Here is a 25444-nt window from a genome sequence, read left to right as displayed (position 1 = left end):
CCGATTTTAAGAGGAAACCTGATGAACGCTATGCTGACGCTGGAAGAATTAAAACAAGAATTTGCGACAGGAAGCATCGATACGGTATTAGCCTGTATGGTTGATATGCAAGGGCGCCTGATGGGAAAGCGCTTTCATGCTGATTACTTTATTAATCATGCAGTAGAAGAAACGCATTCCTGTAATTACCTGCTGGCAACTGATCTAGAGATGGAAACTGTAGAAGGTTACAAGTCTACAAGCTGGGAAGCTGGGTACGGTGATTATGTGATGAAACCAGACATGAGCACACTTCGCCGCGTGCCATGGTTAGAAGGTACCGCATTAGTATTATGCGATGTGTTAGATCACCATCACAACCCAATTTCTCACTCGCCACGCGCTATATTGCGTAAGCAAATCGAGCGGTTAAGTGCGATGGGTATCCAGCCTATGATGGCGACCGAACTAGAGTTTTTCCTATTTGATCAGAGTTACGCTCAAGCGTGCGAGTCTGGCTATCGTGATATGAAGCTAGCAAGTGCTTACAACGAGGATTATCACATCTTCCAAACGACCAAGGAAGAATCGGTTATCCGGGCTATGCGTAATGGTATATACGGTGCTGGTATTGCCGTGGAATGCTCTAAAGGTGAGGCATCTGCTGGTCAGGAAGAGATCAACATAAAATACGACAAAGCGCTCACAACCGCAGATCAACACTCTATTGTTAAAAATGGCTGTAAAGAGATCGCCTGGGCACACGGTAAAGCCATAACCTTTATGGCCAAGTGGCACAACGATGCTGCTGGCAGCTCTTCCCATGTGCATCAATCTATGTGGAGCCTAGACGGAAAACCGTTGTTTTTGGATGAAAGCCGTCCTCATGGCATGTCTGAACTGATGTGCCACTATCTGGCAGGTTTGTTGGCACATGCGGATGATGTGACTTGTCTGTTAGCGCCGTATATAAACTCATATAAGCGTTTCCAAGAAGGTACGTTTGCCCCGACAAAAGCCGTGTGGAGTTTAGATAACCGTACAGCAGGTTTCAGACTTTGTGGCGAAGGAACAAAGGCGATTCGTATTGAGTGTCGCATTGGCGGCGCTGATTTAAATCCGTATCTTGCACTGGCGGGGCAGCTGGCATCAGGCATAGCAGGCATTGAGCAAAAGCTAGCACTAGAGCCTGAGTTTGTCGGTGATGCTTACGCAGGTGAAAATGCCAGGCAGGTACCAAATACGCTTAGGGCCGCGACAGAAAAAATGGATGCTTCAACCATGCTACGTGAAGCCTTTGGTGATGATGTTGTCGACCATTATGTACATGCCGCACGCTGGGAACAGAAAGAGCATGACAAGCGCGTAACCGATTGGGAAGTAGCACGTGGTTTTGAGCGCGCTTAGTAATGCCCGCAATAAAAACAATGCTGAGCAACGCCGTTATAAACACGCCACTATAAAAACAGCGCCAGAAAAAATACACTGAGTATAGAGCACAATAAAATGAGACAAAGCCATGAGTAAAATCCAATGTATTTCGCCAGTTGATGGCAGTGTGTATGCAGAGCGCCCTATAGCCGATGCAGAACAAGTTGCTGCACTATTTGCTCGCAGTAAAGCAGCACAGCATAGTTGGGCGCAGTTAACTGTTGCACAGCGTTGTAAGTTTTGTAGTGCAGCAGTCGATGCCATGGTGAATATGAAAGAGCGCATAGCGCAAGAGTTAGCATGGCAAATGGGGCGGCCTATAAGCCAGGGGGCTGGTGAAGTTGGCGGCTTGGAAGAGCGTGCCCGTCATATGATCTCCATTGCTGAAGCCTCGTTGCAACCACTAGATCCTGGTGAAAAGCCGGGGTTTGTACGCAAAATAAGCCACGAGCCATTGGGTGTGATTATGACGATTGCACCATGGAACTTCCCCTTTATGACAGCACTAAACTCTGTGATTCCTGCCTTATTAGCGGGTAATGCTGTTGTGCTAAAACATGCAGCTAATACCTTATTGGTGGCTGAGCGTATACAAGATGCCTTTGACCAAGCAGGCCTGCCTGAAGGCGTGTTCCAACATATTGTATTGGATCACTCCACTACCAGTGAGTTGATTGGCTCTGGTAATGTCGACATGGTGTGCTTCACCGGCTCCGTTGGTGGTGGTAAAGCAATGGAGCAGGCAGCAGCAGGGCAATTTATTCCACTGGGTTTGGAGTTAGGTGGAAAAGACCCTGCTTATGTACGGGCAGATTGTAACCTCCCCTATACGATTGAGAATTTAGCAGATGGTGCTTTCTTTAACAGTGGACAGTCATGCTGCAGCATAGAGCGTATCTATGTTCACGAGAGCATTCATGATGAGTTTGTCAAAGGTTTAGCCGCAGCAGGACAAGCTTATGTGTTGGGCAACCCTCTAGAAACAACCACGAACCTTGGCCCCATGATTAAACCTGCAGCCGCTGATTTTGTGCGCAACCAAGTGGCTGATGCGATAACAGCCGGAGCTAAAACCCACGTAGATACCAGTAAGTTTACGCTGGATCAGCCGGGTTCTGCGTATATGGCACCACAAGTGTTATCTGATGTAACACACGAGATGTCTATCATGATGGATGAAAGCTTTGGCCCGGTGGTAGGTGTGATTAAAGTATCCAGTGACGACGAAGCCATAGCGTTGATGAATGACTCTGACTTTGGCCTAACGGCAGGTATCTGGACAGAAGACCTAAGCGCAGCAGAGCGTATAGCGCCGCAGTTAGAAACCGGCACAGTATTTATGAATCGTTGTGATTATTTAGACCCAGCATTAGCGTGGACCGGTGTTAAGGATACCGGGCGTGGTTGCTCGTTATCGGCGATGGGCTTTGATGCACTAACACGCCCAAAAAGCTTTCACTTTAAAACATCCACCGATTAATGATTGCGCTGATGTGAGGAAGATAAGCAATGAAATCCTATGATTACATCATTGTTGGTGCCGGCTCATCTGGTTGCGTCGTAGCAAACCGGCTCAGTGCTGATCCATCGATTACTGTTTGTTTGATCGAAGCGGGCGGCAGTGGAAAAAGTCCTTTGGTATCGATCCCGGCCGGCATCTTTGGCCTCTATGGGAATAAAACATACGACTACACCTTTGAAGGGACTCCACAGCGCCACCTATATAACCGCACCATGATGGTTAACCGGGGTAAAGCACTTGGTGGTTCAAGTGCGATAAATAGCATGGTGTACATTCGCGGTAATCAGAATGATTATAACGGCTGGGCTAAGCTAGGCTGTGAAGGTTGGGCATACGCTGATGTTTTACCTATTTTCAAGAAAATGGAAGCCAATCAAAATGCTCAAAAGGCTGAGTATCACGGTTATAACGGTGAGTTGAGTGTAACTAAGCCACAGGACCCCAACCCTGCGTGTAAGGTTTTTGTTAAAGCAGGCGCCGCCGCAGGATTACCCGAAAACACCGACTTTAATAGCGAAACGCAGCTGGGTTTGGGTATATATGATGTAAAGCAAAACAACGGCGAACGTGTGAGTAGCTATAGTGCATTTGTGAAGCCAGTATTATCACGGCCAAACCTCACAGTAATGACTCACACCGAAGTCGTGGCGTTACAAATTGGTGACGATACAGTAATAGGTTTAGAGGTAGAAGAAAACGGTGCCCCGCAACAACTACGCTGTAACAAAGAAGTTGTTCTTTGTGCAGGCACTATTCTTTCACCACGGATTTTATTGGCGTCTGGCATTGGTGATAAAGCGGCATTAAATGAGCTAGGCATAGAGTGCAAACTGCACCTTCCTGGGGTGGGTGAAAACCTGCAAGACCATGTTGATAGCATGGTGACGGTTCGCTCATCAAAATCCCAAACGATTGGTATCTCCTTAGGGACATTGTTACCGCATATTATCCCTGCACCGTTTAAGTACTGGTTAGCGCGCAAAGGTTGGTGGACCACCAATTACGTAGAAGCAGGTGGTTTTGCAAAAACAAAATTAGCAAACGCTGCTGAACCAGGTTCTGCTGATGCAGACCCAGATGTGCAGTTTCACTTTACTCCTTTGTTTCGTAGCCATCGTGGTAAAAAGTTTGAGCTTGGCCATGGTTATTCGGTATTTACCTGTGTGCTGCGCCCACGAAGCGCTGGCAGCGTAAAATTAGCCAATGATGGAACCACACGAAATGTGTTGATCGATCATAACTTCTTCGCTGATGAGCGCGACCAAAAGGTATTAATAGAAGGGGTAAAAAAAGCCCGCGAAATTCTAGCGTCACCAGAGTTTGATCATCTACGTGGTGAAGAGATGGCTCCCGGTAAAGATGTGCAAACAGACGAGCAAATACTCGAATACCTACGCAACACAACAACAACTGTGTATCACCCCGTAGGTACCTGCAAAATGGGTATTGATGAGATGGCAGTAGTTGACCCTGCAACACTTAAAGTTAAAGGGGTGCGTAACCTGCGAGTAATGGATGCATCCGTGATGCCAACGTTAATAAGCGGGAATACATCCGCACCTTCAATGATGATCGCTGAGAAAGGCGCCCAGATGATCTTGGCAGAGCAGGCTGGTTAGTCACTGAGAAAAGGGTATGGAATGAGCCTTCATTACTTAGTGGTGAGGGCATCTTTGTATGGGGTACGTAATTTTCTGTTCATTATGTTGTATAGAAAGGCAAAAAGAAGAGGGATCTATTAATAATACAGCTATCAACCTTTGACGTTCTATACATCGAGTTTCGATATTTTTATTATAGATTTATATAAGGGAAAGCGATAAGAATACGAATCACTATAACTATTAGTTCGATGCTATGCTTTTCTAAGAATTATAGCATCGAACGTTAATTATCAAAGATCCCAGAAAAGAGGTCCTTGAAAGATAACAAAAAAAAATCAGTTACCCTTTTTCATTGTTTTTATCAGCCTTGGATATGATTGCAGTATATGCAACAAGTTCTTCGATTGTTCTTCCATCATCTAACATTTTCCTAATATCGTTACCTATATCGCGTGCTTTTAGACCTAAGTTAATGGTTCTCATAGTTAACGTTTCAATGTCCACCGGCTGATTGTTTTCAACACACTTATTAGGGTTTTGACTTGTTAGGAGGTCTTGCTGTGTATCTTGAAGGCTGTTTGTATCTTTTGGGTTATCTTTGATAGGGGTATCTTTAAGGTAAACGTATTTTGGATTGACGATACTGCCATTAATTTCTGGTAATTTTTCTTTAATTCTAATTAAACACGTTTGACCATACGAAGTTTGTATCCATAACCAGCGCAAACTTTCTTTTTTCCCAATAATAAGAGGTTTTCCGATCGACCTTGAAACCCCAAGCCCCTTAATCATATATTTATCATTTAAACCATCTAAAGCATCTGAGAGGCGTTTAGGGGCTTGCCAGCCAAAAAGGTCAGGATAAGAAAATTCTGAGTCTGTTGTTCCACTATTCAAATCTCCAATTCTCATAGCTTCTTTTTCTATATACTTTTGATCAATAAGCTTTTCGTTAGGAAGGTTTTCAGATAGCGCTCCTAAAATTGCTCCGGCAATAGTTGCGATAGTGTCCGTATCGCTCCCTAGCTGATTAACTGCAGTGAGCATTGCTTCTTGAGGGGTATCTATGAATAGTAATGATAAAAATGATGCTAGTAAGGCCGTTTTAGTTCCCGAGCCTCTCTGTTTTGGGTCATATCCACCTAATAGATCTAAAGCTGAAATGTACTGATGATATGGAGTACAACTCTGGTTGTAAGACGTCTCTAAAAGTCTTATATCATCTAGAATTTCTATAATTGTCTCTTTAACGGCCTCTTTAAAAGTTTTCCCAGTTTGGGATTCCCATGTAGGTTTCCAAAATGTAGCAATCTGCATATCATCTTCAATAATATCAGGAACAATTATTAAATTTTTAGCAATTTTATACCAATCATCAATGCTCGGAACTACCTTGTGGTTAAATACATGAAGAAGAAAAAGAGCATGAAAACAGGCACCTAAAATTCCTCTGGGGTGTCCATGAGTGCAAATACTATTTCTAAAAACATCTAATAGCACACCTTCGACATCTGAGTTTAAATTCCCCCATACATGCGGCTGAATTCGCATGACGGCACCATTGCCTCCTGATTGAAAGTAATCTAGGTTTTTATCTCTATAAAAATTTGAAAACCAATTAATGTCGTTTCTTATTAAATTTGAAGCAGCGGCTTTTGTTCCTCGACCTGCCCCTAAACAGTACGATAGCCATACTGGGAGTTCTATCTTCGCAAAAGCTTCAACGTCAAAGTACCCATCTGCGTTAATAGCTCTAGAGGTCGCTAAGCGTAATTGAGTGTCATCGGAATATATTCCTGCAGGAAAATCTACAAAGGTTCCACTTAACCCGCCTATTTTTCGAGTCCAATTTGTTAGTTCTCTGATTTCTAACGAGCCTGCTCTATGTTTCAGACCTTTTTTATCTGTCAGTTCAGTAATAAAGCCTAAAGCATCACCATAGGCTGACCAAATCGCAGATCTTACAATGCTTTCTTTAATAGACACCTAATTTTACTCACTTAAAAAATGTGGGGTCGACTTCTACTTGAATATGACTATGCCCAAAACTACTTGTTATGCCACAAATGTCATCCGCATCATCATCTGTTCGCACTATAATCCTTTCAATATAATCAATTGAAATTTGTTCAGGATATAATACTTCTGCTTGTATATCAGTAGGCATGTTTTCTGGATCTGACCTAGATCTATCTATAACAGAGGTGTACCTACTTCTAATGGGTGAGCCAAACATGGCTGAGAGCCCCTCCGAGCCTTCAGCTCGTTTAACACTTGATTTGTAAATATTGTTAGTTGTGGTAAAAATAACTCCTTCATCTTCCAGTATAGAAGGTGAAAAACATATAGCACACCACTTGATATCATCGTGCCATTCACTGCAATAACTAAAAAAAATTGTGTTCATCTTGGTAATTGACAAGCTGATATAGTTTACCCAGTTTGGGTCTGATCTATATTTTGAATTTTTCTTTAGTATGAACTCTAAATATTGGTCGTTGTTTAGAAGGTTTCTTGCTTTAAGATGACGAGTAGCAAGAATACCAATCAGTCCTTTATTCGTCGAGAAATGAACAACTTCTTTGATGTTTCTGGAGGATACAACTTCACTAATTGTCATAGTGTATGTACCTGATAAGTGGCTGGATTGAAAAGGGCTATGATCTCGGACTTATCGTCAGGTTTATAGCCTATTATCACGGTTTTCTTAGCTCGTCCCACACCCATAGCTAGCAATTTTCTTGATTGTATAAGCCTCTGATCTGAATGGTCTTCCAATATGGCAGGCATACATTCGTTACTTAATCCTAGAATTATTACATGATCAAATTCCAAGCCTTTTGATGAATGGAGTGTACTAAGTGCAATATTTTCTTCCCCTTCAGGCCAGTCTTCTAATCGAGTTATATCAATATAATTAAGATTTGAAGCTTTCAGCTTTATTTCAAGATGTTTAAACCACCCTCTACCTTTAGGGTGCAAAAACGCAACGGACTCACAGCTAAGATCAACATCATGCTTAATAAAGTTGATCGCATATTCAACCTGATTATTAAAACGACCTTCAATTAAAATAGGTTGACTACCTTCATTTGCAGCAGAGTTGAAATCTGGAATCGTAAAATCAGAATCTGTTGGTATTCCTTCAACTAATGATGAAGCAAAAGCCGCTATTTGTTTGGTATTTCTATAATTTCTGCCTAGCCTGAATGAATTGTTAGGCATTATCGTTATGCCTGTTTCAGCCCAAGTAAAGCCTCGTGCGTATATTCTTTGTGCAGTGTCGACTATAAAGGTCAAAGAGCTAATCTCAGCTACGTGATTTTTTACAGCGCGGATTTGGTTTGCTGTAAAATCTTGAACTTCATCACAAATAATAATGTCATAGTTTTGTGGTTCTACCTCGGATATAACCCGCATGGAAACTTGGTTCCAGTCTAGCTGGTTAGTGTCTGCCAACCAATTGATATAAGGCTTTACTACCTTTTCAATAATCTGTTCTCTAAGCCCTCTTTCTACTCGGGGAGTAATACCCCTACCATCTCTTCGCGCTGTAATATAATCATCTAAATTATTTAAAGGGAACCTACCAAGTAAATACTCTACTTCATCAGCAATAAATGCTGTGTCAAGGGCTATTGATGCTCAAATTGCAAAGCCTTTGAGAGCAGCCGTTCTTGATTGATCGTTACAAATGGATAGGGGAAGTAGTAGCTTATATGCCCACTTAGCAAAGGTTGATACTGTAATGTGTACTTTCTCTCCCTCATTGACCTGATGGTCAACTAGCTCTTGAATATAACATCTAAGAGTTCTATTATACGTTAGAACTAAAATTTTGACGGGTTGAGGCTGTGTTTGCCTCCTACGCCTATTTAAAAAAACACCTATCAAAGACCTTAACCGTAACAAAGCTGTTGTGGTTTTTCCACTACCCGCAGCGCCACGAATTACTTCTATACCAGGCTTGTTACGAGAAACAATACTTAGCTGCTCCGCTGTAGGAGCAACATCCCTTAGACATCTCATAAATCAACTTCCTTTGACTCATAATTAGCATATCCCTATATTATACTTGCAACGAAGTAATGTTTGATAAGTATAATAATAAATAGTCACTTAAACTTGACACATATCTAGATGATAGTGATTTCTAGATTTTATTTTCTAGGAAAGGTGTTAGTCTCAGTCCTTTAATTAAAATAATTACTAGATTAAGATATCTAAATTACAAAGGAAATGTAGTACTGAAAACAGTCATGTCTAATAATTTTATCGATACGCTTTCGTAGCCATTTATTGCTTGTTAATTTTTTGTTTCTAAGAGTTTAATGGAAGGAGGTGTTAGTGTGATTATTTTTCTTGTCTGAGTCATAAAGCATTTCAATTAATCGTAATAATTTCTAATAACAGGTCATCTCTGTTACTTATAACTTAAGTTATTTAAACAACCTGAATTAATCATTCAGCGTTGTTGTGTTTTATCTACAGCGTATATTTCTTTTTGTTATTTCTATAAAAGAGTTACAGTATTAAAATAAAAAAATTCGGAGGTGCGAACAGCAACGAATAATTTCTATTGATTAGCCTCATCAATAAGGTAAACGATATTTGCCAGCAAAAGTGACTATGTACACGTACTAGTACATGGCTCGCTATTATTTATGCCTTTCGCGTGCAATGGTACAGCTATAGTCGTTAAGTAGGCCCTTGTCATTCGTTGGTAGTTAACATCTAATAACGGCGTAAATCGCTATGAATGGTAACCCTCTTGTAAAGGGGGCTTTATTTCATGATTTCACTCTTAGCGAACATACGCAAGGCGTTGCTACCGCACAATTTACTCACAGACCTCTGTATCTATGTTCTCACTTACAGTGCTTATAAGGATTTCCTATGAATGTTGATAAAGCTAAAAAACGCATTGCGAAGCAGGTCAAGAAGGGCTTTAAAGGCTATCCCAAAATCACACTATCGTACTTTGGTGATAGTGCGGATTGTGCAACTGAGGTGGTTGTTCAGTTTGCCCAGAGCGAAAACGAAGAAGTCCAAGAGCAACGGTTTGCGAGTGAAACGGATGCTAGGGAAAATGAGGTTCTTCAATCCGCTTTGCTCAAAATTATCGAACGTGCAGATGCTAATTCTGTAATGGAAATTGAAGGCGTACAAATTAAAAAGACGGCGTGATATGAAAGTATATTTTTCACATGGGAAAGAGAGTGGCCCTTGGGGCAGTAAAATCAATAGACTCGCCAGCATTGCTAAAGAACATGATTGCAGTGTTGAGAGTATCGACTACTCAGATATATTAGACCCTGATCTTAGGGTTGAGCGTCTCATAAGCGTATTGAAAGATGAAGAAGATGAATTCTTGCTAGTGGGCTCAAGCATGGGAGGATACGTTTCTGTGGTTGCTGCAGAACAAGTCGATACAAAAGGGGTGTTTTTATTAGCGCCCGCTTTATTTGTGTCAGGTTACAAAAAGCAAAGCTATGAGAGTAAAGCTTACATAGAAGTTGTTCATGGTTGGTCTGATGATGTTATTTCATCAGAAAGCTCCATTAAATTTGCAAAAAAAATGAACTGCTCATTACATTTAATTGCTGGGGATCATCGACTTAACTCCTCTATTGAGGTTGTCGAAAAGCTGTTTTCGCAGTTTCTTATTTCTCGCACAGGCAGGCTGTCGTTATAAGTAATGATATTAAGAAGAGTTTTGTCTTCTTTGTGTTATTTATTTTTAAAGGGTCGTTAAGTAGAGGCTTTCTTTAAGGCGTTTAAATGTTGTGTTGTTCTGAGTGCTTAGTGACGATCAAACGTCACTTTTTTACAGAACAGGCTCAGGTAGTTTTTGGTGAGTGGGGGATTATTGTATTAGTTGGCAGTTCTAAATATTTCAATCCATCTTCTTTGGGTGAAAGCAGGTGAGCTATTAGGTAGAGTTTCAAGCAGCAAATGCTATGAGAGGTCTTTAAATTATTTCTATGCGAGCTGTTTGCTAGGAGTGTCTGGCTGGTTAATAGTTGATAATCAGATTTGGTCCCAATTTGTCTAGCGTCTGCTTGATTACTATTTATGAGGATATTGTATATTGACTAGAAGGAGATCTTTTAAATAAGGACGTTATCACATAACGATGCGATCTCAATAGGTGATTATGGTGCAGGAGGCGAGGGGATGATACTTGGGTTAGCAGCACTCATTAACTGCCCAACTGGCGTGCATATTATTCCGACGGGATTTCCTTTTATGTTGTCTATTAGTCTATTAATCGAGTGCGCATAGCCAAGGTTCGCGGGTGCTGGCCAAAAGCTGAACAAAAATGTTACAACTTTGAGCTGTTTTGTTATTGTGAGAGTGGCTGTAATACAACCAAAATAAGTATATCTACTTATTCTTTGTTGAACGATGTGCTTAGTTAGTAAAGCACGTCGCTTTTATAAGGACAGAATAAAAACAACAGGTCTGGATAATGAAAACTAAAATACTCGCTCCCTCGCAGAATGCTCACCCATCTCCGTTACTGATTAAAAGTTTGCTGCTGTCTGGTCAGCGTTACGAACCTAATCACGAAATTGTCTATAGTGATGTTTTACGTTACGACTATAAAACGCTCAACCAGCGTATCTGTAAGTTGGCCAATGTCTTAACAGAAGCAGGGGTGCAGGCAGGCGATACGGTGGCGGTGATGGATTGGGATAGTCACCGTTATTTAGAAGCTTATTTTGCAGTGCCTATGATTGGCGCTGTACTGCATCATGTGAATGTACGTTTGAGTCTTGATCAGATTATCTACACGATGGACCATGCTGAAGATAACTATGTGCTGGTACATGATGACTTTCTGATTCTAGCTGAGCAGTTTGGCGAGCAAATCCCAAGTGTGCGTGGTTACGTGCAGTTATCAGATAATGCAAGTGCTGCACAAACGAGTTTAAATACCTTGGGTGAGTATGAGGCCCTAGTGGCTAACGCATCTGATCAGTATGATTTCCCAGATTTTGATGAGAATTCAATAGCGACTACCTTTTATACCACCGGAACTACCGGCAACCCGAAAGGCGTTTACTTTTCACACCGTCAATTAGTGCTGCATACATTGAATATGGCAGCAACGTTAGGCTGCTACGAAGGCCAGCCTTTGTTACGCTCAAACGATGTCTATATGCCGATGACGCCGATGTTTCATGTGCATGCATGGGGCGTTCCTTATACGGCAACCATGTTAGGTATTAAGCAGGTTTACCCAGGCCGTTACGAGCCAAATAAGCTGGTTGAGTTGTTTGCCAAAGAGAAAGTGACTTTCTCGCATGGTGTGCCCACAGTGTTGCAGATGATTCTTGATAGTGATGCGGCTAAAACTACCGACTTAACAGGCTGGAAGATGCTTACCGGTGGTAGCGCACCCACTTTAGGTATGGCTAAGCATATGGCTGAACGCGGCATTCAATTTTATACCGCGTATGGTATGTCTGAAACCTGCCCATTATTAACGGCTACCTACTTACATCATGATGACCTTGCTCAGCCGATGGAAGAGCAAATGTCAGAGAGGATTAAAACGGGTATGCCGGTTGGTTTGGTTGATCTACGCATTGTTGACCCAGCAGGTAAGCCCGTTATCCATGACGGAGAGGCTATGGGCGAAGTGGTGGTACGTGCGCCGTGGTTGACACAAGGCTATTACAAAGAGCCCGAAAAAAGTGATGAGCTTTGGGAGAACGGTTGGTTACATACCGGTGATGTCGCATCGATCTCACCCGATGGTACGTTAGAGATTAAAGATCGCATTAAAGATGTGATTAAAACCGGCGGTGAGTGGATCTCTTCTCTAGAGCTGGAAAACTTGATTAGCCAGAATGAGTCGGTAAATCAGGTGGCAGTGGTCGGCGTGCCAGATGAACGCTGGGGTGAGCGGCCATTTGCGATGATTGTTCCTGCTGATGATAGTTCGATTGATGCAGATGATATTAAGCAGCACCTACAGCAATATGTGGCGAGTGGCCAGATTGCTAAGTGGGCTATTCCTGAGCGAGTCAGCATTGTTGAAGAAATACCTAAAACCAGTGTTGGTAAGATCAATAAAAAATTGATTCGCGATCAAGTGGATAACTAATGCCCTAAAAGCCACTTCTTAAATGCAGTGGCTCGGACTTAATCTAGCACTGGGAAATATCAGTGCTAGATTAAATCTGGCGGTTTTAGAGTCGAGGCCCTATTTAGCCCCAAACTGAAAATTACTACCTTATAATAAACGTGTGACTATTACTGAGAGATGTAGGTCGGACTCTGCTCAGGCAAAATACATCGTTATAACAACATGCTTCTCGCTTGGAACAACGGCTGGGGATCGGTGAACCGCCCCTAATCCGTCATTGGCAAACCAGTCATCGCCTTTTAACAGCACAATATCACCCTCGCTTACTTGCTGAATGCTGGCCGCATGAGTGAATAATCCCGACTTCTTGTCACTTAACCCCTTGTTACCTGCACCGAGCTTACTGCGCTCTGTATCGCAATTTTGGAGCCATTCCGTTCCTTGCCCATGATAAGTGGTGACCAGATGACAACCTAGTTTATCTGTATGGAAGCGGGGGAACATCGCACGATCAAGCACTTGTGACCTTAAACCAACCTCATCAAGGTCAAACAAGCAGCTATACATTTCTAATAATAAAATAAGATCTTCTATAAATGAGTGCTGTCCTGCCAAGTCCGGTAATGAGGATTTGATCGACTGCATTGGCGTCTTATAGCTGATAACCGAGCGTAGGTTAAAGCTTGGGTAGTCTTTGGCAATAATTGGTGACTTCATCAGGCAACGACCGCTGAAATATGACTAAGTGTATTATTTCTTCATAGATAGTTGTCATCACTACAGGGGAGCCCCCTGTAGTGTAGTTATTATTACTCTGGTGACTCTTTAAATTAACATTACTTTCTACTTGTTCTGTCACACCTAAAACAATCACCTATTTCAATAAAATTAAAAACTAATTATAATGTTATAACATAACATTTGAGTTTAGAGGTTTGGTAATGAAAAGAAAAGCGATGGTATTGGCTTCGGCTATGCTTTGCTCGCAGGCAAGTAGTGTTCATGCACTTGAGGTAGGTGTAATTTTGGATGCTTATCACAAATCAGAAACTACGGCTCTAGGGGGGCGTACTGAAGGTTTTGGCTCGAGTCATAGCGAATTAAGCCTATCGCAGGATGTTGCTGATCTTGCAACAGCACACATGGCTTTGGTCGGTGAATGGAATGAGGAGGAGAGTGATCTTCAGCTGGAAGAAGCTTACCTTCAATCTACAGCGCTACCAGGCGGTTTTAATGTTACAGCTGGGCGCTTTTTGGCAGACATCGGTTACCTTAATTCTACTCACAGCCATTCCGACAACTTCAGCGAAAGACCTTTGCTATACAGAGCCTTTTTAGGTGGACATTACTTTGATGATGGTATCGGTGTGAGTTGGCTGGCACCTACAGATCGATATTGGCGCTTGAGTGCAGGTGCTTTTACGGGTGATGAGTTGGGTGAAGAAAATTCAGTATCAAGCATTGGTACTTGGACGCTATCGACTGAGTTTGGTGACGATATTGGTAATAACGCTCGCTGGCAGATGGGATTAAGCTACCTACGTAATAGAACTCAAGAATCGGGTCATCATGAGGATGAAGAGGGCGATGAGCATGAGGAACACGAACATGAAGGACACGTTCATGGTGCTGACTACCAAGGGAAAACGCTTTACTTGGCAGACCTAGTTTGGAAGTGGGCTCCCCAAGGAAATAATCGCCAAAAGCAAGTTAAGCTAGCGGCTGAATATGCCCATGTTGATGACGTATATGGTGCAGAATTTGACCATTACGATGGCTGGTACTTGTCAGGGGTTTATCAGTTTGATGAAAAGTGGTCGACTGGTATTCGACACGGTCGTGTAAACTTGGCAGAAGAGCACGAGCATGAAGGGGAGCATGAATGGGAAGCAAGCCATTTAACTGAAACAAGCGTCATGTTGAGCTGGATGCCTACTCATACACAAAGGCTACGCCTGGAGTATAAACATCAGGATGCTAATCATATGGAAGGGGCTGACAACGCTATCACACTGCATTACCAAATTGGATTCGGTGCACATGCTGCGCATAGCTTCTAAGTTATTTGCCCTAAGTTTGCTTGCGCTGGTTAATACCGCGCAAGCTTTAACCATTTTCACCTGCGAACCAGAATGGGCTGCACTCAGTGAGGAGTTAGCGCCCGGAGCCAAAGTCTTTAGTGCTACTCATGTCTATCAGGACCCGCACTATATTGAAGCACGTCCCAGCTTGATCTCAAAGTTAGCGAAAGCTGATTTAGTTATCTGTAGCGGGGCGGGGCTGGAATCTGGTTGGCTTCCCGCATTACAAAAGCGTGCAGCTAACCGAAAGGTTATTGATGGTGCCGATGGCATGCTTTACCTGTCTCAATATATTAAGACGATAGATCAACATGAAACTGAATTCTTTAGTACCAAGCATGTTCATCCAGAAGGTAACCCTCATTTTCATCTAGATCCTGACCGGGTATTGAAATTGGCCTTGGTGATTAGTCAGCGTTTACAGCGCATTGACTCTGATTCTCAGCAGTTATATCAGCAGGCGTTTGAACAATGGCAAAAGCACTGGCAGAAATCGATGGAACAGTGGCAACAGCAAGCAATGACGTTAATAGGTCAGCCTGTGGTTGTGCAACATACCAGCTTTAGTTATCTGATTAAGTGGGCAGGCATGGATGCTATTGCCGATTTGGAGCCAGAACCGGGTGTGCCACCAACGATGGCGCATGCACAATCCTTGATTGACGATGCTCGTCAAGAACAACCCGTTGCTATTATTACCAATTGGTATCAGAACGATCGAGCAGCGCGCTGGATGTCTGATAAAACAGGGGTTAAACACCTAAACCTACCTGCAACAGTGGATCTGAAAGGGGATATTAATAACCTCCAACGTCTATTTGATTACCTTCTTATTCAGCTACAGGAAGTTCAGTAGTGCAGATGCTCGAAATAGGGTTGCCCGTATTGGTAGCCGGTTTATTGATTTTGGCAAGCCACATTCCGCTGGGTTATCAAGTGCTAAAACGAGGGATCGTTTTTATAGATCTAGCGATTGCTCAAGTGGCTGCATTAGGAACAGTGCTAGTCAGTCAGGTGCATTGGCACGATAATAACCAATGGCTTATACAGGGTATTGCAGTATTGTTTGCTTTGTTAGGAGTTGGGTTAGTCGCCTGGATTAATAGAAGCTTTCCCGAGTGGCGTGAGGCATTTATAGGCTTAATATACGTCACTGCTGCTTCAGCATTAGTATTATTGGTGGCGGGGCAGCCAAAGGGTGGCCAACTGTTAACTCGTACGTTAAGTGGAGATATTCTCTGGTTGAGCTGGCAAGACCTTACGCTACTCGCTCTGGTTGCAGTAGGTGTGCAGTTACTTGCCCATATCTGGCCGGAAAAATTAGAGCGCTTTTTCTATCTCGTTTTTGCGGTCACAATCACCCTTTCTGTTGTTAAAGCGGGAATCTATCTGGTGTTTGTTTGCCTGATAGCGCCAGCTCTGGCGTCTATTGTGCACAACAGGTCAAAAGCTTGGTCGTACTTAGTTGGATCTATGGGCTTTGTTGTGGGGTTAACCGCTGCTTGGCTCTACGACCTTCCTGCAGCGGCTTGCGTTGTTGTTAGCGTCATTTTATCCCTTCTTATTGCGCTGGGTTTACAGCAGCGGTTTGGTCGAATGGAGGCAGTTACCCAGACACCATCTTGATTAACAGCTCGTTTCAAAAAATTACAATGTTACCCTTCACTCAAGCGCGTTTTACGCGCTTGTTTTTTTATCAGCCTTGATAAAAATCATAGATGAATAGAGCGTGGTTTATCGTTAAATTTATTCATGACTTTTGATGTTGACCCCGCCGGTTCATCTCCCTAGAATGCACACAGTTTTTGGTAGTCTTGTTGCAAAGCAGGATTTTAAACGGGAAGTTGGTGCGTACTGTTTTTAACAGGCAAAGCCTACACTGCCCCCGCAACGGTAATCGAGTTAAGACATTACAAAAGCCACTGTGTCATACATGGGAAGGCGTAATGTTGGGGTGACTATCCTCTCGTAAGTCCGGAGACCGGCCTCAAACACTATTCAGTCGGCATAGCGGAGGGCTAATGCAGCGGCAGCACATCCCTACAGTTTTAGTTCTAGCATGTTAGCTAGTTCATGCCTTTCGGTTATTGTGTTTCTGTTCATTCCTGTTCGCTAGTGCCATTAATTTTATTGGCGTGCGGCGGGCACGTACAGGACACCATCTGACCCATGAAAAAATTTTCCAACACCGTTTTAGCAACGGCGTGCTGTTATTCCTCTTTGGTTGCAGCCCAAACAACCAATCTTAACGAAGTACTGGTAACAGCTTCTCGTACTGCTCAGTCTGTTGATGAAACGCTGGCTTCAGTCACCTTGATCACACGTAAAGATATTGTGCGTTCACAAGCCATTACTGTGGCTGACATATTACAAAAAACGCCAGGTGTAATGATCACCAACAGTGGCGGCATTGGTAAATCGAGTAGTATTTACCTGCGAGGCACATCGACAAAAAACTCATTGATTTTGATCGATGGTATCCGTGTTGGTTCAGCTACGCTAGGGCAAGTAAGTGTTGAAGAACTTAACCTGAGCCAGGTTGAGCGTATTGAAATTGTTCGTGGACCACGTTCATCTTTGTATGGTTCGGATGCTGCCGGTGGCGTTATCCAAATTTTCACACGTCGTGGTGCAGGTAAGCTAACCCCTTCTTTTACTCTTTCAGCAGGCTCAGACGGTACATCTTTAGCTGAAGTCGGTTTTCAGGGTGGTGATCAAAACCGTTGGTTCAATGTCACTGCATCAGGCATTACGACTGATGGATTTGATTCAAAAACTACGGGCGATATCGATGGTGATGGTTATCACAACCAAGGCTTACAGCTAAGACTGGGGCAGCGCTTTGATGGCGGGCATGAGCTTGAAGGTTTCTTTTCTATCACCGATTCTGAAAATAAATACGATGGATTTAGTACTGACCGTGATGACACTCTAACTAAAGTAATGGGTGCACGTAGCACTATTGCTGTATCTGATATGTGGCTTGTTAACGTGTCTGGAGGGCGAAGCTGGAACAAGAAAAAATCCTTTTCAGGTAACACATTTAAAAGTCGCTTTGAGACAGTGCGCGACTCTTTCACTATTCAAAACGATGTGCTGATAGGTGATGAAAATCAGCTCATCTTTGGTGTGGATTATCTAAATGATCAAATTGTATCCAGTAACACTTTTGATGAAAAAGAGCGTTATAACTGGGCGGGCTTTGCTCAATATCAATTAGCGTTAGGTGTGTCTGATTTGCAGTTCAGTATTCGTAGAGATGAGAACGAGCAATTTGGTTCTCACACGACAGGCGGGGTAGCTTGGGGAATTCCGTTCAATGATAGCCTTAAACTTGTGGCCTCTTATGGTACTGCTTTCAAAGCGCCTTCGTTTAATGATTTATATTATCCTTTGGATGCTAGAGGGAACCAAGGGAATGCTGACCTTGTACCAGAAGAATCAGACACCTTTGAGTTGAGCTTGAGAGGAAAGCATCAGGGCGTGAAGTGGCAAGCTTCGCTTTATCAAACAACCTTTAAAGATATGATTGCGTGGGCTCCTACACCGAGTGTTTTATATCCTTTTAGATGGTTGCCTAGCAATATCAATTCAGCACGTATCCGCGGATTAGAACTCAGTGCTGATTATCAATGGCAGCAATGGTTGCTGAGCGGTAATCTTTCATTTCTTGACCCTGAAGTCCGTTCAGGTGCTAATAAAGGAAATCGTCTACAGCGTCGTGCTGACAGGATTATAAATATTAATCTTGATCGTGATTTTGGCGCACTGACTTTAGGTGCAACATTACATGCTGAAGGTCGTCGTTATACCAGCGATAGTAATACAAGCTCTTTAGAAGGCTTTGGTACTGTTGATCTGCGTGCCGCGTACCAGTTAGCACCGGCATGGCAAGTACGCGCCAAGCTAAGCAACTTACTCGATAAGCAGTACCAAACAATTAGTGGTTATAACCAGGCGGGTTCAACTGCCTTGTTTACACTGGCTTATCAACCTTAATAATTCGTGTTGATAAATGTATTTAATTACATAGACTTAACATCATTAGTTCAACTTACTTAAGAGATATCTATCATGATGAATATTCAACCACGATCACAATTGATGATCGGTGCATTTTTGATTTTGCTGATGGCGGTGACCCGTGGTCATCATTTCGCATCCATCGATCATTTGCCGAGTGCTTCTTGGGCTGTGTTTTTTCTGGCAGGTATTTTTCTTAAACCGTTATGGTCTTTTCCGTTGCTGATTTTGGAGGCGTTTCTTCTTGATTTTGCGGCGATCACTTTTGGTGGCGTTAGTTCGTTTTGCGTAACCCCCACTTACATTATGTTGGTTCCGGCTTACGCTTCTATGTGGTGGGCAGGGCGCTGGTATGCCAAACGCCACCAAGAACAGTGGAGCAGTTTACTAACTCTGTTTAGTAGTTTGATACTGGGGACTGCTGTTTGCCAGATTATATCCAGTGGTAGTTTCTACTTTTATTCTGGTCGATATACAGACCCGAATATGGGTGAAATGATTAACCGCTTAATTAAGTACTCACCTGCGCATTTTGAATCAGTATTTTTCTATGTAGGTTGTGCCATTACTGCTTACTTGTTCCTGGGCTGGTTTAATAGAACTCGTCACTCTGGAGCTGAAACACTATGAGTGATAAACACTTATCAGAATCATCTGAGCTAACGGATGAGCAGCAGCGAGAAGCGCGTTACCTCGCACGTATGAAACGCAAAAAAGAGATAATAGACCAGTCTATTGCTCGTGCTGATCAAGACCGCGGGGTATGTCTTGTTCATACTGGTAATGGTAAAGGCAAGAGTAGCTCTGCCTTTGGTATGGTTGCACGCGCGTTAGGCCATGATATGCAGGTTGGTGTTGTGCAATTTATTAAAGGTGCTTTCAGTACAGGCGAAGAAGCGTTTTTTAGGCGCTTCCCAGAAGTACAGTATTACGTAATGGGTGAAGGCTTCACCTGGGAAACACAAGATAAAGAACGTGATATTGCAGCCGCAACTAAAGCATGGAAGCAGTCTGAAGAGCTTCTCAATGATGAGAACATTGCCTTAGTTGTACTTGATGAGCTGAACATTGCGCTTAAATACAAATATGTTGATTTACAAGCGGTTATTAAGGCAGTTGAAAGCCGCCCTGTGAATCAGCATGTGGTTATTACAGGCCGTGGTGCACCGCAAGAGTTAATAGATATTGCTGATACCGTAACTGAGATGCAGGTTGTAAAGCATGCTTATCAGGCAGGTATTAAGGCGCAAAAAGGTGTTGAACTGTGAGTGATGCAATATCATGCCCTGCGTTATTTATCAGCGCACCCGCGTCAGGCCAAGGAAAGACCACAGTCACGGCGGCATTAGCGCGATTGCACAGTAATGCTGGACGTAAAGTCGTAGTTTTTAAAACGGGGCCTGATTTTCTTGATCCTATGATTTTAGAAATTGCCTCCGGCGAGCCTGTCAATGCACTCGATTTATGGATGGTAGGCGAAAAGCGAAGCCGCGCTTTGTTACACGATGCAGCAAAACGTGCCGATCTGATATTAATTGAAGGTGTCATGGGCTTGTTTGATGGTAAGCCTTCAGGTGCTGATTTAGCTCGCTTGTTTGGTGTACCTGTATTAGCTGTCATCGATGGTTCGGCAATGGCACAAACCTTTGCCGCTATTGCTCATGGTTTGGCGACATTTCAAGGTGACTTACCGTTTTCTGGTGTATTAGCGAACCGTCTTGGTAGCGATCGTCATGCTGAGATATTGCGTGATAGCTTGCCTGAGTCTATTCGCTGGTATGGTGGTATCAAACGATCTAAAGATGTTGAGCTTCCAAGCAGACACTTAGGTCTACTGCAAAGCAGTGAAATTAATGATCTTGATGATCGTCTAAATACAGCAGCACAAATGATCTCAACAACAGGGGCAAGTGAGTTGCCACCTGCGGTATGCTTTGAAGCAAACCCACTGCCTACAGACACCGAAAATAATGACGTTTTACCAAGTGAGTTAAGCCCTGCTTTAGCCGGTATTCGTATTGGTATCGCAAGAGATGAAGCATTTTCGTTTATCTACCCAGCGAATATCACATTGTTAAGGCAATTGGGCGCACAGGTGGTGTTCTTCTCACCATTGCAGGATCAGGTTTTGCCCGATGTGGATAGTGTCTATTTACCTGGGGGCTACCCTGAGTTATTTACACAAAAACTTGCTGCTAATGATGCAATGAAAAAAGCCATTAAAGCGCATGTAGATGCAAATAAGCCTCTGGTTGCTGAGTGTGGTGGTATGATCTATCTTGCACAGTCCCTCACTGATCTTAACGGCAATACTGAACCCATGCTGGGTCTGCTTAAAGGGAAGGTAACAATGCAGCCTCGCTTAACCGCTCTGGCTATGCAAAGTGTTGCATTACCCGAGGGTATACTGCGGGGACATACTTACCACCATTCCTCTTTTGAAACTGATGAAATAGCAGATTATCAGGGTTTATGCCCTAATTACGCTCGTACATCTGAAGCTGTGTATAGAAAAGGAAATTTATACGCTAGTTATATTCATCATTATTTCCCATCAGCAGTGGATGCTTGTATTGCTCTTTTTAAGCCTGAATGATCAGCGCAACCATCTTACTCGGTGTGTTAATCGATTGGTTAGTAGGGGAGCCTAAGCGTTGGCATCCTCTCGTTGGTTTTGGTTGGATCGCGAAAAAAGTGGAATGCATATTCAACTTACAAAAAGCTCACTCACAAAAGCTTCGCTCGCTTGAGGTAAACTCAAATGAGCTTTTAGAAGGGCTTTCAACTGAGCTGTTAGTAGATGCATCGATAATAAAATCATCATTAATAAAGCTTCGATTGTTAGGAGCTTTAGCCGTTGCTCTTGTATGTTTGCCTCTTCCGCTTCTTTTGCATTACTGGTTGTCTAGTGAGTGGGAGTCATTCGTCTTAAATAGTCTGCTAAACGCGCTTCTTTTGTACCTTGCATTAGGGCATCGTAGCTTATGGGATCACATTCAACCGATTGCAGACGCTTTATTTCGTCAAGACGATGCCAGTGCTCGCCACCACACAGCGATGATAGTTAGCCGCGACCCTGAAGCACTTAATATTGAAGTTTCTGCAATTGAATCAGTTCTGGAAAATGGCAGCGATGCGATTTTTGGTGCCATTTTTTGGTTTGTTATTGCCGGTGGTGCAGGTGCTATATTTTATCGTTTAGTGAACACCTTAGATGCTATGTGGGGCTATCGCACTGAACGTTATTGCCATTTTGGCTATGTCGCTGCAAAGTTAGATGATCTTCTTAATTATTTACCCGCACGCTGTACAGCGTTGAGCTATGCCATTTTATCTAATACTAGGAAAGCTCTGATGTGCTGGAAAAACCAAGCATCCGCGCATGCTAGTCCTAATGGCGGGCCAGTCATTGCAGCTGGGGCCGGTGGCTTAGGAGTATTGCTGGGTGGCCCTACACGTTATCACGGTGTTTGGCATGATAAGCCAGTGCTAGGTACTGGAGAACTTCCCAAAGCAGTAGATCTACAGCGTGCTATGCGATTAGTTTCACATAGCTTAATACTGTGGATCTGTTTGATCGGCATTGCAGAGTTTGTATGGTTTTTCTTTATTAATATTGGGGGTAAACTATGAGTGAAGTTACTCTCACTAGTAACCCAAATCCACCGTTTCATGGTGGGCGTTTACATCATGCAGCACAGCAGTTTGATATTCCTATTGATAGCTGGATTGATCTATCTACCGGCATTAACCCGCACAGTTATCCGTTACCACTAGTCCCTCAAGACGTGTGGCAAAAGTTACCCGACGCAGATGACAACCTTTTAAGCCTGGCAGCTGGCTATTATGGATCAACACATCTGCTTGCCGTTGTTGGCAGCCAGGCTGCTATTGAGGCTCTGCCAAAGCTGAGGCCTCATTCACGTGTGGGGATCTTATCACCTGCGTATGCTGAATATGCTTACCAATGGAAACGCCAAGGGCATGATGTTCAAGAGCTTAGTATTGACGAACTAGACGCTAAGATTGCTCGCTTAGATGTAGTGGTTGTTATTCGTCCGAATAATCCGACAACAGAGCTTTTATCGCAAACACACTTAAAGCGCTGGTTAGACCTACTTCAGAAAAAAAGTGGTTGGTTGGTTCTTGATGAAGCCTTCATTGATGCGATGCCTAACAGTGCTGAGTTATCAATGATTACTCCAGCCCCCCTACATGGGCTAATTGTATTGCGCTCTGTTGGTAAATTTTTTGGTTTAGCGGGTATTCGTTTAGGGTTTGTGTGGGCAGAATCTACTTTGTTATCTGCTTTAGCGGCACAACTAACAACGTGGTCTGTATCCAGTGTGGCTCGCTGGGCGGGAGCTGTTGCGCTACAAGATGATAATTGGCATTCATTGATGCGACAGCGTTTAGCAAAAGACAGCCAGCAGCTTTGTACTCTGCTAGCTAAGTATGACTTTGAATTTGTATCAACACCTCTCTTTTGTACTGTGCAATTATCGACTGTCCAGAGGCAAGCTGCTTTTTGTGCTTATCAGTACTTTGCAGAGCACGGTATTCTTATTCGTAATTTTGAACATTTACAGGCATTTCGTTTAGGTCTTCCTAAAAACGATATGGCATGGCGGCAGCTTGAAAAGGCGTTAAGTGAGTTAAAGACATGAAAAGCATTGGCACATTGATGGTTCAGGGGACAACTTCTGATGCCGGTAAAAGTACCTTAGTGGCAGGTCTATGCCGTGTGTTGTGGCGGAAAGGCTTATCGGTAGCACCTTTTAAACCTCAGAATATGGCGTTAAATAGTGCGGTAACAGCCGATGGTGGAGAGATTGGTCGTGCTCAGGCTGTGCAGGCATACGCGTGTGGCTTAACGCCGCACATTGATATGAACCCTGTTTTGTTAAAGCCTAATAGCGACACTGGTGCACAGGTGATTATTCATGGCAAACCTCTGAGTAACATGGAAGCGACGGTTTATCATGATTATAAGCAGGTGGCTTGGAATGCAGTTGAGTTATCTCATCAGCGCCTTCGTGCTGTATACGACTATGTTATCGTAGAAGGTGCAGGTTCACCTGCTGAAATTAATTTACGTGAAAATGACATTGCCAATATGGGCTTTGCTGAGCGTGAGGATTGCCCGGTCATTATTATTGCTGATATCGACAAGGGCGGTGTATTCGCGCATCTTGTCGGCACCTTAGCGCTGTTATCAGCACCTGAACAAGCCAGGGTAAAAGGTTTTATTATTAACCGCTTTAGAGGTGATATCGCATTACTGCAGTCAGGGCTTGATTGGTTGGAGGATTACACGGGTAAGCCTGTGCTGGGTGTCCTTCCTTATTTGCATGGGTTCCATCTTGAGGCAGAAGATGCAGTTGCATTACAGCAGCCTGAGTATTCAGAACAAGCATTGCATGTGGTTGTTCCTGTGCTACCTCATATTAGCAATCATACTGATTTTGACCCATTGCGCTTGCACCCATCCGTTAAGTTAACTTACGTTGGGCCTGATCAGCCAATGCCAGCGGCTGATCTTATCATTTTACCCGGTTCAAAGTCCGTGCGCAGTGATTTGGAGTGGTTGCGAAAGCAAGGTTGGAATCTACAAATCAGTAAGCATCTTCGCTATGGCGGCAAAGTATTAGGTGTGTGTGGTGGCTTTCAAATGCTGGGTCATACTATCGATGACCCTCATGCTATCGAAGGTGAGGCGGGTTGCTCACAAGGGTTAGATTTACTTGCAATGGATACTTGCCTTAATCCTGAAAAGCACTTATCTAATCAAGCCGGTACTTTTTGTCTTGATGCTAAAGAGGCTGTTGCTGTTGCTGGCTATGAGATTCATTGCGGAATTTCAACCGGTGAGGCGCTGTCTACTCCATTGATACATTTCTCTGATGGTAAGCCTGAAGGCGCTGTTTCTTGTGATGGTCACATTGCTGGAACTTACCTTCATGGTTTATTTGAATCCTCAGAGGTTGTGAATCAAGTGCTGCAATGGGCAGGTCTAAAAACGGTTGCTTCTTTTGACTATAACCAACGTAAAGATATTGATCTGGATAGGTTAGCTGACTCAATTGAAGAGCATCTGGATATGGATACTATTCATCATTTATTAAATGACTCTTTTGTTCAGGAGAGTGCTGAGTGATTCATTTTATTATTGGCGGTGCACGTTCAGGAAAAAGTAGTTACGCAGAAAGTTTAGCTAAAAATAGCGGTTCAGATGTCATTTATATAGCAACGGCACAAGCCTATGACGATGAGATGCAAGAGCGTATACAGCAGCATAAACACCAGCGTCCGAGTCAGTGGAGTACCTTTGAAGAGCCAATAGAGATAAGTGATGTTATTAATAATAAAAGCTCTTCAACTAATTGTTTATTAATAGATTGTTTGACGTTATGGGTTACAAATTTGCTATGTGAGAACAAAAGCATAGACGATTGCAAGCAACAGTTAATTGATGCTTTAAGTAATGCAAAAGGTGACATCATATTAGTGAGTAATGAAACGGGTATGGGAGTCGTACCTATGGGCAAGTTGACGCGCCGTTATTGTGACGAAGCCGGCTGGTTGCATCAGGAAATTGCAGCATTGGCGGACCAAGTTGTTTTAATGGTTGCAGGTATCCCTGTCATTATTAAACCTATATCTAGTAATCATCAACACAAATCATAGTGCATTTAATTTAAAGGCA

General features: G+C 43.1%; 22 protein-coding genes and 1 riboswitch. Of the genes, 17 read left to right on the top strand and 5 right to left on the bottom strand.

Annotated elements, in window-relative coordinates:
• Positions 1-21 precede the first annotated feature (21 nt).
• From G511_RS0114415 to G511_RS0114405, 3 genes are all read left to right on the top strand, one after another.
• A complete protein-coding gene (locus G511_RS0114415) occupies positions 22-1386 on the top strand; it encodes a glutamine synthetase family protein (protein WP_028470245.1) in 1365 nt (454 codons plus the stop codon).
• A gap of 112 nt (positions 1387-1498) precedes the next feature.
• A complete protein-coding gene (locus G511_RS0114410; protein ID WP_028470244.1) occupies positions 1499-2890 on the top strand; it encodes an aldehyde dehydrogenase family protein in 1392 nt (463 codons plus the stop codon).
• Between the two features lie 29 nt (positions 2891-2919).
• Complete coding sequence (locus G511_RS0114405; RefSeq protein WP_028470243.1) at positions 2920-4551, top strand: GMC family oxidoreductase; 1632 nt, start codon at positions 2920-2922, stop codon at positions 4549-4551.
• A 324-nt stretch (positions 4552-4875) separates the two neighbouring features.
• Here the strand turns inward: G511_RS0114405 and G511_RS23050 are convergent, their stop codons facing one another.
• From G511_RS23050 to G511_RS23940, 4 genes are all read right to left on the bottom strand, one after another.
• Positions 4876-6522 (bottom strand): ADP-ribosylglycohydrolase family protein, encoded by a 1647-nt coding sequence (locus tag G511_RS23050; RefSeq protein ID WP_036552149.1) that lies wholly within the window; start codon positions 6520-6522, stop codon positions 4876-4878.
• A 10-nt stretch (positions 6523-6532) separates the two neighbouring features.
• Entirely contained in the window at positions 6533-7156 is a 624-nt protein-coding gene (locus tag G511_RS0114395) for a DarT ssDNA thymidine ADP-ribosyltransferase family protein (protein WP_028470242.1), read from the bottom strand.
• Entirely contained in the window at positions 7153-8031 is an 879-nt protein-coding gene (locus G511_RS23945) for a 3'-5' exonuclease (RefSeq protein ID WP_342664798.1), read from the bottom strand. The genes G511_RS0114395 and G511_RS23945 overlap by 4 nt, the downstream gene beginning before the upstream one ends.
• 150 nt (positions 8032-8181) lie before the next feature.
• Entirely contained in the window at positions 8182-8565 is a 384-nt protein-coding gene (locus G511_RS23940) for a hypothetical protein (RefSeq protein ID WP_051222089.1), read from the bottom strand.
• 867 nt (positions 8566-9432) lie between these two features.
• Between G511_RS23940 and G511_RS0114385 the strand changes: the two genes are divergently transcribed.
• The 3 genes from G511_RS0114385 (at position 9433) to G511_RS0114375 (ending at position 12652) form a co-directional block, all read left to right on the top strand.
• Positions 9433-9723: a hypothetical protein gene (locus G511_RS0114385; protein WP_028470241.1), complete on the top strand. Its 291-nt coding sequence runs from the start codon at positions 9433-9435 to the stop codon at positions 9721-9723.
• Position 9724: 1 nt separating this feature from the next.
• Entirely contained in the window at positions 9725-10231 is a 507-nt protein-coding gene (locus G511_RS0114380) for a YqiA/YcfP family alpha/beta fold hydrolase (protein ID WP_036552148.1), read from the top strand.
• 777 nt (positions 10232-11008) lie between these two features.
• A complete protein-coding gene (locus tag G511_RS0114375; protein ID WP_211224918.1) occupies positions 11009-12652 on the top strand; it encodes a fatty acid--CoA ligase in 1644 nt (547 codons plus the stop codon).
• A gap of 177 nt (positions 12653-12829) precedes the next feature.
• Here G511_RS0114375 and G511_RS23935 read toward each other — a convergent pair whose 3' ends face one another.
• Positions 12830-13351 (bottom strand): DUF1826 domain-containing protein, encoded by a 522-nt coding sequence (locus tag G511_RS23935; protein WP_156905227.1) that lies wholly within the window; start codon positions 13349-13351, stop codon positions 12830-12832.
• Between the two features lie 224 nt (positions 13352-13575).
• Here G511_RS23935 and G511_RS0114365 point away from each other — a divergent pair, with 224 nt between their 5' ends.
• From G511_RS0114365 to cobU, 11 genes are all read left to right on the top strand, one after another.
• Complete coding sequence (locus tag G511_RS0114365; protein WP_028470238.1) at positions 13576-14694, top strand: outer membrane beta-barrel protein; 1119 nt, start codon at positions 13576-13578, stop codon at positions 14692-14694.
• Positions 14675-15571 carry a metal ABC transporter substrate-binding protein gene (locus G511_RS0114360; protein WP_028470237.1) on the top strand — a complete coding sequence of 299 codons (897 nt, stop codon included), beginning with the start codon at positions 14675-14677 and terminating at the stop codon, positions 15569-15571. Before G511_RS0114365 ends, G511_RS0114360 begins: the two co-directional genes overlap by 20 nt.
• Before the next feature lie 5 nt (positions 15572-15576).
• Positions 15577-16341, top strand: coding sequence for a metal ABC transporter permease (locus tag G511_RS0114355; protein ID WP_036552164.1), 765 nt, complete (start codon positions 15577-15579; stop codon positions 16339-16341).
• A 163-nt stretch (positions 16342-16504) separates the two neighbouring features.
• Positions 16505-16719, top strand: a riboswitch (cobalamin riboswitch).
• A gap of 165 nt (positions 16720-16884) precedes the next feature.
• Positions 16885-18714: a TonB-dependent receptor domain-containing protein gene (locus tag G511_RS0114350; protein ID WP_028470235.1), complete on the top strand. Its 1830-nt coding sequence runs from the start codon at positions 16885-16887 to the stop codon at positions 18712-18714.
• 75 nt (positions 18715-18789) lie between these two features.
• Complete coding sequence (locus tag G511_RS0114345) at positions 18790-19368, top strand: hypothetical protein (protein ID WP_028470234.1); 579 nt, start codon at positions 18790-18792, stop codon at positions 19366-19368.
• Entirely contained in the window at positions 19365-20006 is a 642-nt protein-coding gene (cobO, locus tag G511_RS0114340; protein ID WP_028470233.1) for a cob(I)yrinic acid a,c-diamide adenosyltransferase, read from the top strand. The genes G511_RS0114345 and cobO overlap by 4 nt, the downstream gene beginning before the upstream one ends.
• Complete coding sequence (locus tag G511_RS0114335; protein ID WP_028470232.1) at positions 20003-21334, top strand: cobyrinic acid a,c-diamide synthase CobB; 1332 nt, start codon at positions 20003-20005, stop codon at positions 21332-21334. The genes cobO and G511_RS0114335 overlap by 4 nt, the downstream gene beginning before the upstream one ends.
• A complete protein-coding gene (locus G511_RS0114330) occupies positions 21331-22371 on the top strand; it encodes a CobD/CbiB family cobalamin biosynthesis protein (protein WP_028470231.1) in 1041 nt (346 codons plus the stop codon). The genes G511_RS0114335 and G511_RS0114330 overlap by 4 nt, the downstream gene beginning before the upstream one ends.
• Positions 22368-23405 carry a threonine-phosphate decarboxylase CobD gene (gene cobD, locus G511_RS23035; protein WP_051222087.1) on the top strand — a complete coding sequence of 346 codons (1038 nt, stop codon included), beginning with the start codon at positions 22368-22370 and terminating at the stop codon, positions 23403-23405. The genes G511_RS0114330 and cobD overlap by 4 nt, the downstream gene beginning before the upstream one ends.
• On the top strand, positions 23402-24895 hold the full coding sequence (locus tag G511_RS0114320; RefSeq protein ID WP_245574060.1) for a cobyric acid synthase: 1494 nt from the start codon (positions 23402-23404) through the stop codon (positions 24893-24895). The genes cobD and G511_RS0114320 overlap by 4 nt, the downstream gene beginning before the upstream one ends.
• Complete coding sequence (cobU, locus tag G511_RS0114315) at positions 24892-25425, top strand: bifunctional adenosylcobinamide kinase/adenosylcobinamide-phosphate guanylyltransferase (RefSeq protein WP_028470229.1); 534 nt, start codon at positions 24892-24894, stop codon at positions 25423-25425. Before G511_RS0114320 ends, cobU begins: the two co-directional genes overlap by 4 nt.
• Positions 25426-25444 lie beyond the last annotated feature (19 nt).

Origin of the sequence: Neptunomonas japonica DSM 18939 (assembly GCF_000422765.1) — a bacterium.
GTDB classification, from domain to species: Bacteria; Pseudomonadota; Gammaproteobacteria; order Pseudomonadales; family Balneatricaceae; genus Neptunomonas; species Neptunomonas japonica.
The sequence above is the reverse complement of the archived record's forward strand: the minus strand, read 5'-3'. Positions and strand labels throughout refer to the sequence as shown.

Bases quoted from the DNA above. Each gene is read 5' to 3' on its own strand.
- G511_RS0114415 (WP_028470245.1), top strand. From the start codon at position 22: ATGAACGCTATGCTGACGCTGGAAGAATTAAAACAAGAATTTGCGACA.
- G511_RS0114410 (WP_028470244.1), top strand. From the start codon at position 1,499: ATGAGTAAAATCCAATGTATTTCGCCAGTTGATGGCAGTGTGTATGCA.
- G511_RS0114405 (WP_028470243.1), top strand. From the start codon at position 2,920: ATGAAATCCTATGATTACATCATTGTTGGTGCCGGCTCATCTGGTTGC.
- G511_RS0114395 (WP_028470242.1), bottom strand. From the start codon at position 7,156: ATGACAATTAGTGAAGTTGTATCCTCCAGAAACATCAAAGAAGTTGTT.
- G511_RS23940 (WP_051222089.1), bottom strand. From the start codon at position 8,565: ATGAGATGTCTAAGGGATGTTGCTCCTACAGCGGAGCAGCTAAGTATT.
- G511_RS0114385 (WP_028470241.1), top strand. From the start codon at position 9,433: ATGAATGTTGATAAAGCTAAAAAACGCATTGCGAAGCAGGTCAAGAAG.
- G511_RS0114380 (WP_036552148.1), top strand. From the start codon at position 9,725: ATGAAAGTATATTTTTCACATGGGAAAGAGAGTGGCCCTTGGGGCAGT.
- G511_RS0114375 (WP_211224918.1), top strand. From the start codon at position 11,009: ATGAAAACTAAAATACTCGCTCCCTCGCAGAATGCTCACCCATCTCCG.
- G511_RS23935 (WP_156905227.1), bottom strand. From the start codon at position 13,351: ATGAAGTCACCAATTATTGCCAAAGACTACCCAAGCTTTAACCTACGC.
- G511_RS0114365 (WP_028470238.1), top strand. From the start codon at position 13,576: ATGAAAAGAAAAGCGATGGTATTGGCTTCGGCTATGCTTTGCTCGCAG.
- G511_RS0114360 (WP_028470237.1), top strand. From the start codon at position 14,675: ATGCTGCGCATAGCTTCTAAGTTATTTGCCCTAAGTTTGCTTGCGCTG.
- G511_RS0114355 (WP_036552164.1), top strand. From the start codon at position 15,577: ATGCTCGAAATAGGGTTGCCCGTATTGGTAGCCGGTTTATTGATTTTG.
- G511_RS0114350 (WP_028470235.1), top strand. From the start codon at position 16,885: ATGAAAAAATTTTCCAACACCGTTTTAGCAACGGCGTGCTGTTATTCC.
- G511_RS0114345 (WP_028470234.1), top strand. From the start codon at position 18,790: ATGATGAATATTCAACCACGATCACAATTGATGATCGGTGCATTTTTG.
- cobO (WP_028470233.1), top strand. From the start codon at position 19,365: ATGAGTGATAAACACTTATCAGAATCATCTGAGCTAACGGATGAGCAG.
- G511_RS0114330 (WP_028470231.1), top strand. From the start codon at position 21,331: ATGATCAGCGCAACCATCTTACTCGGTGTGTTAATCGATTGGTTAGTA.
- cobD (WP_051222087.1), top strand. From the start codon at position 22,368: ATGAGTGAAGTTACTCTCACTAGTAACCCAAATCCACCGTTTCATGGT.
- G511_RS0114320 (WP_245574060.1), top strand. From the start codon at position 23,402: ATGAAAAGCATTGGCACATTGATGGTTCAGGGGACAACTTCTGATGCC.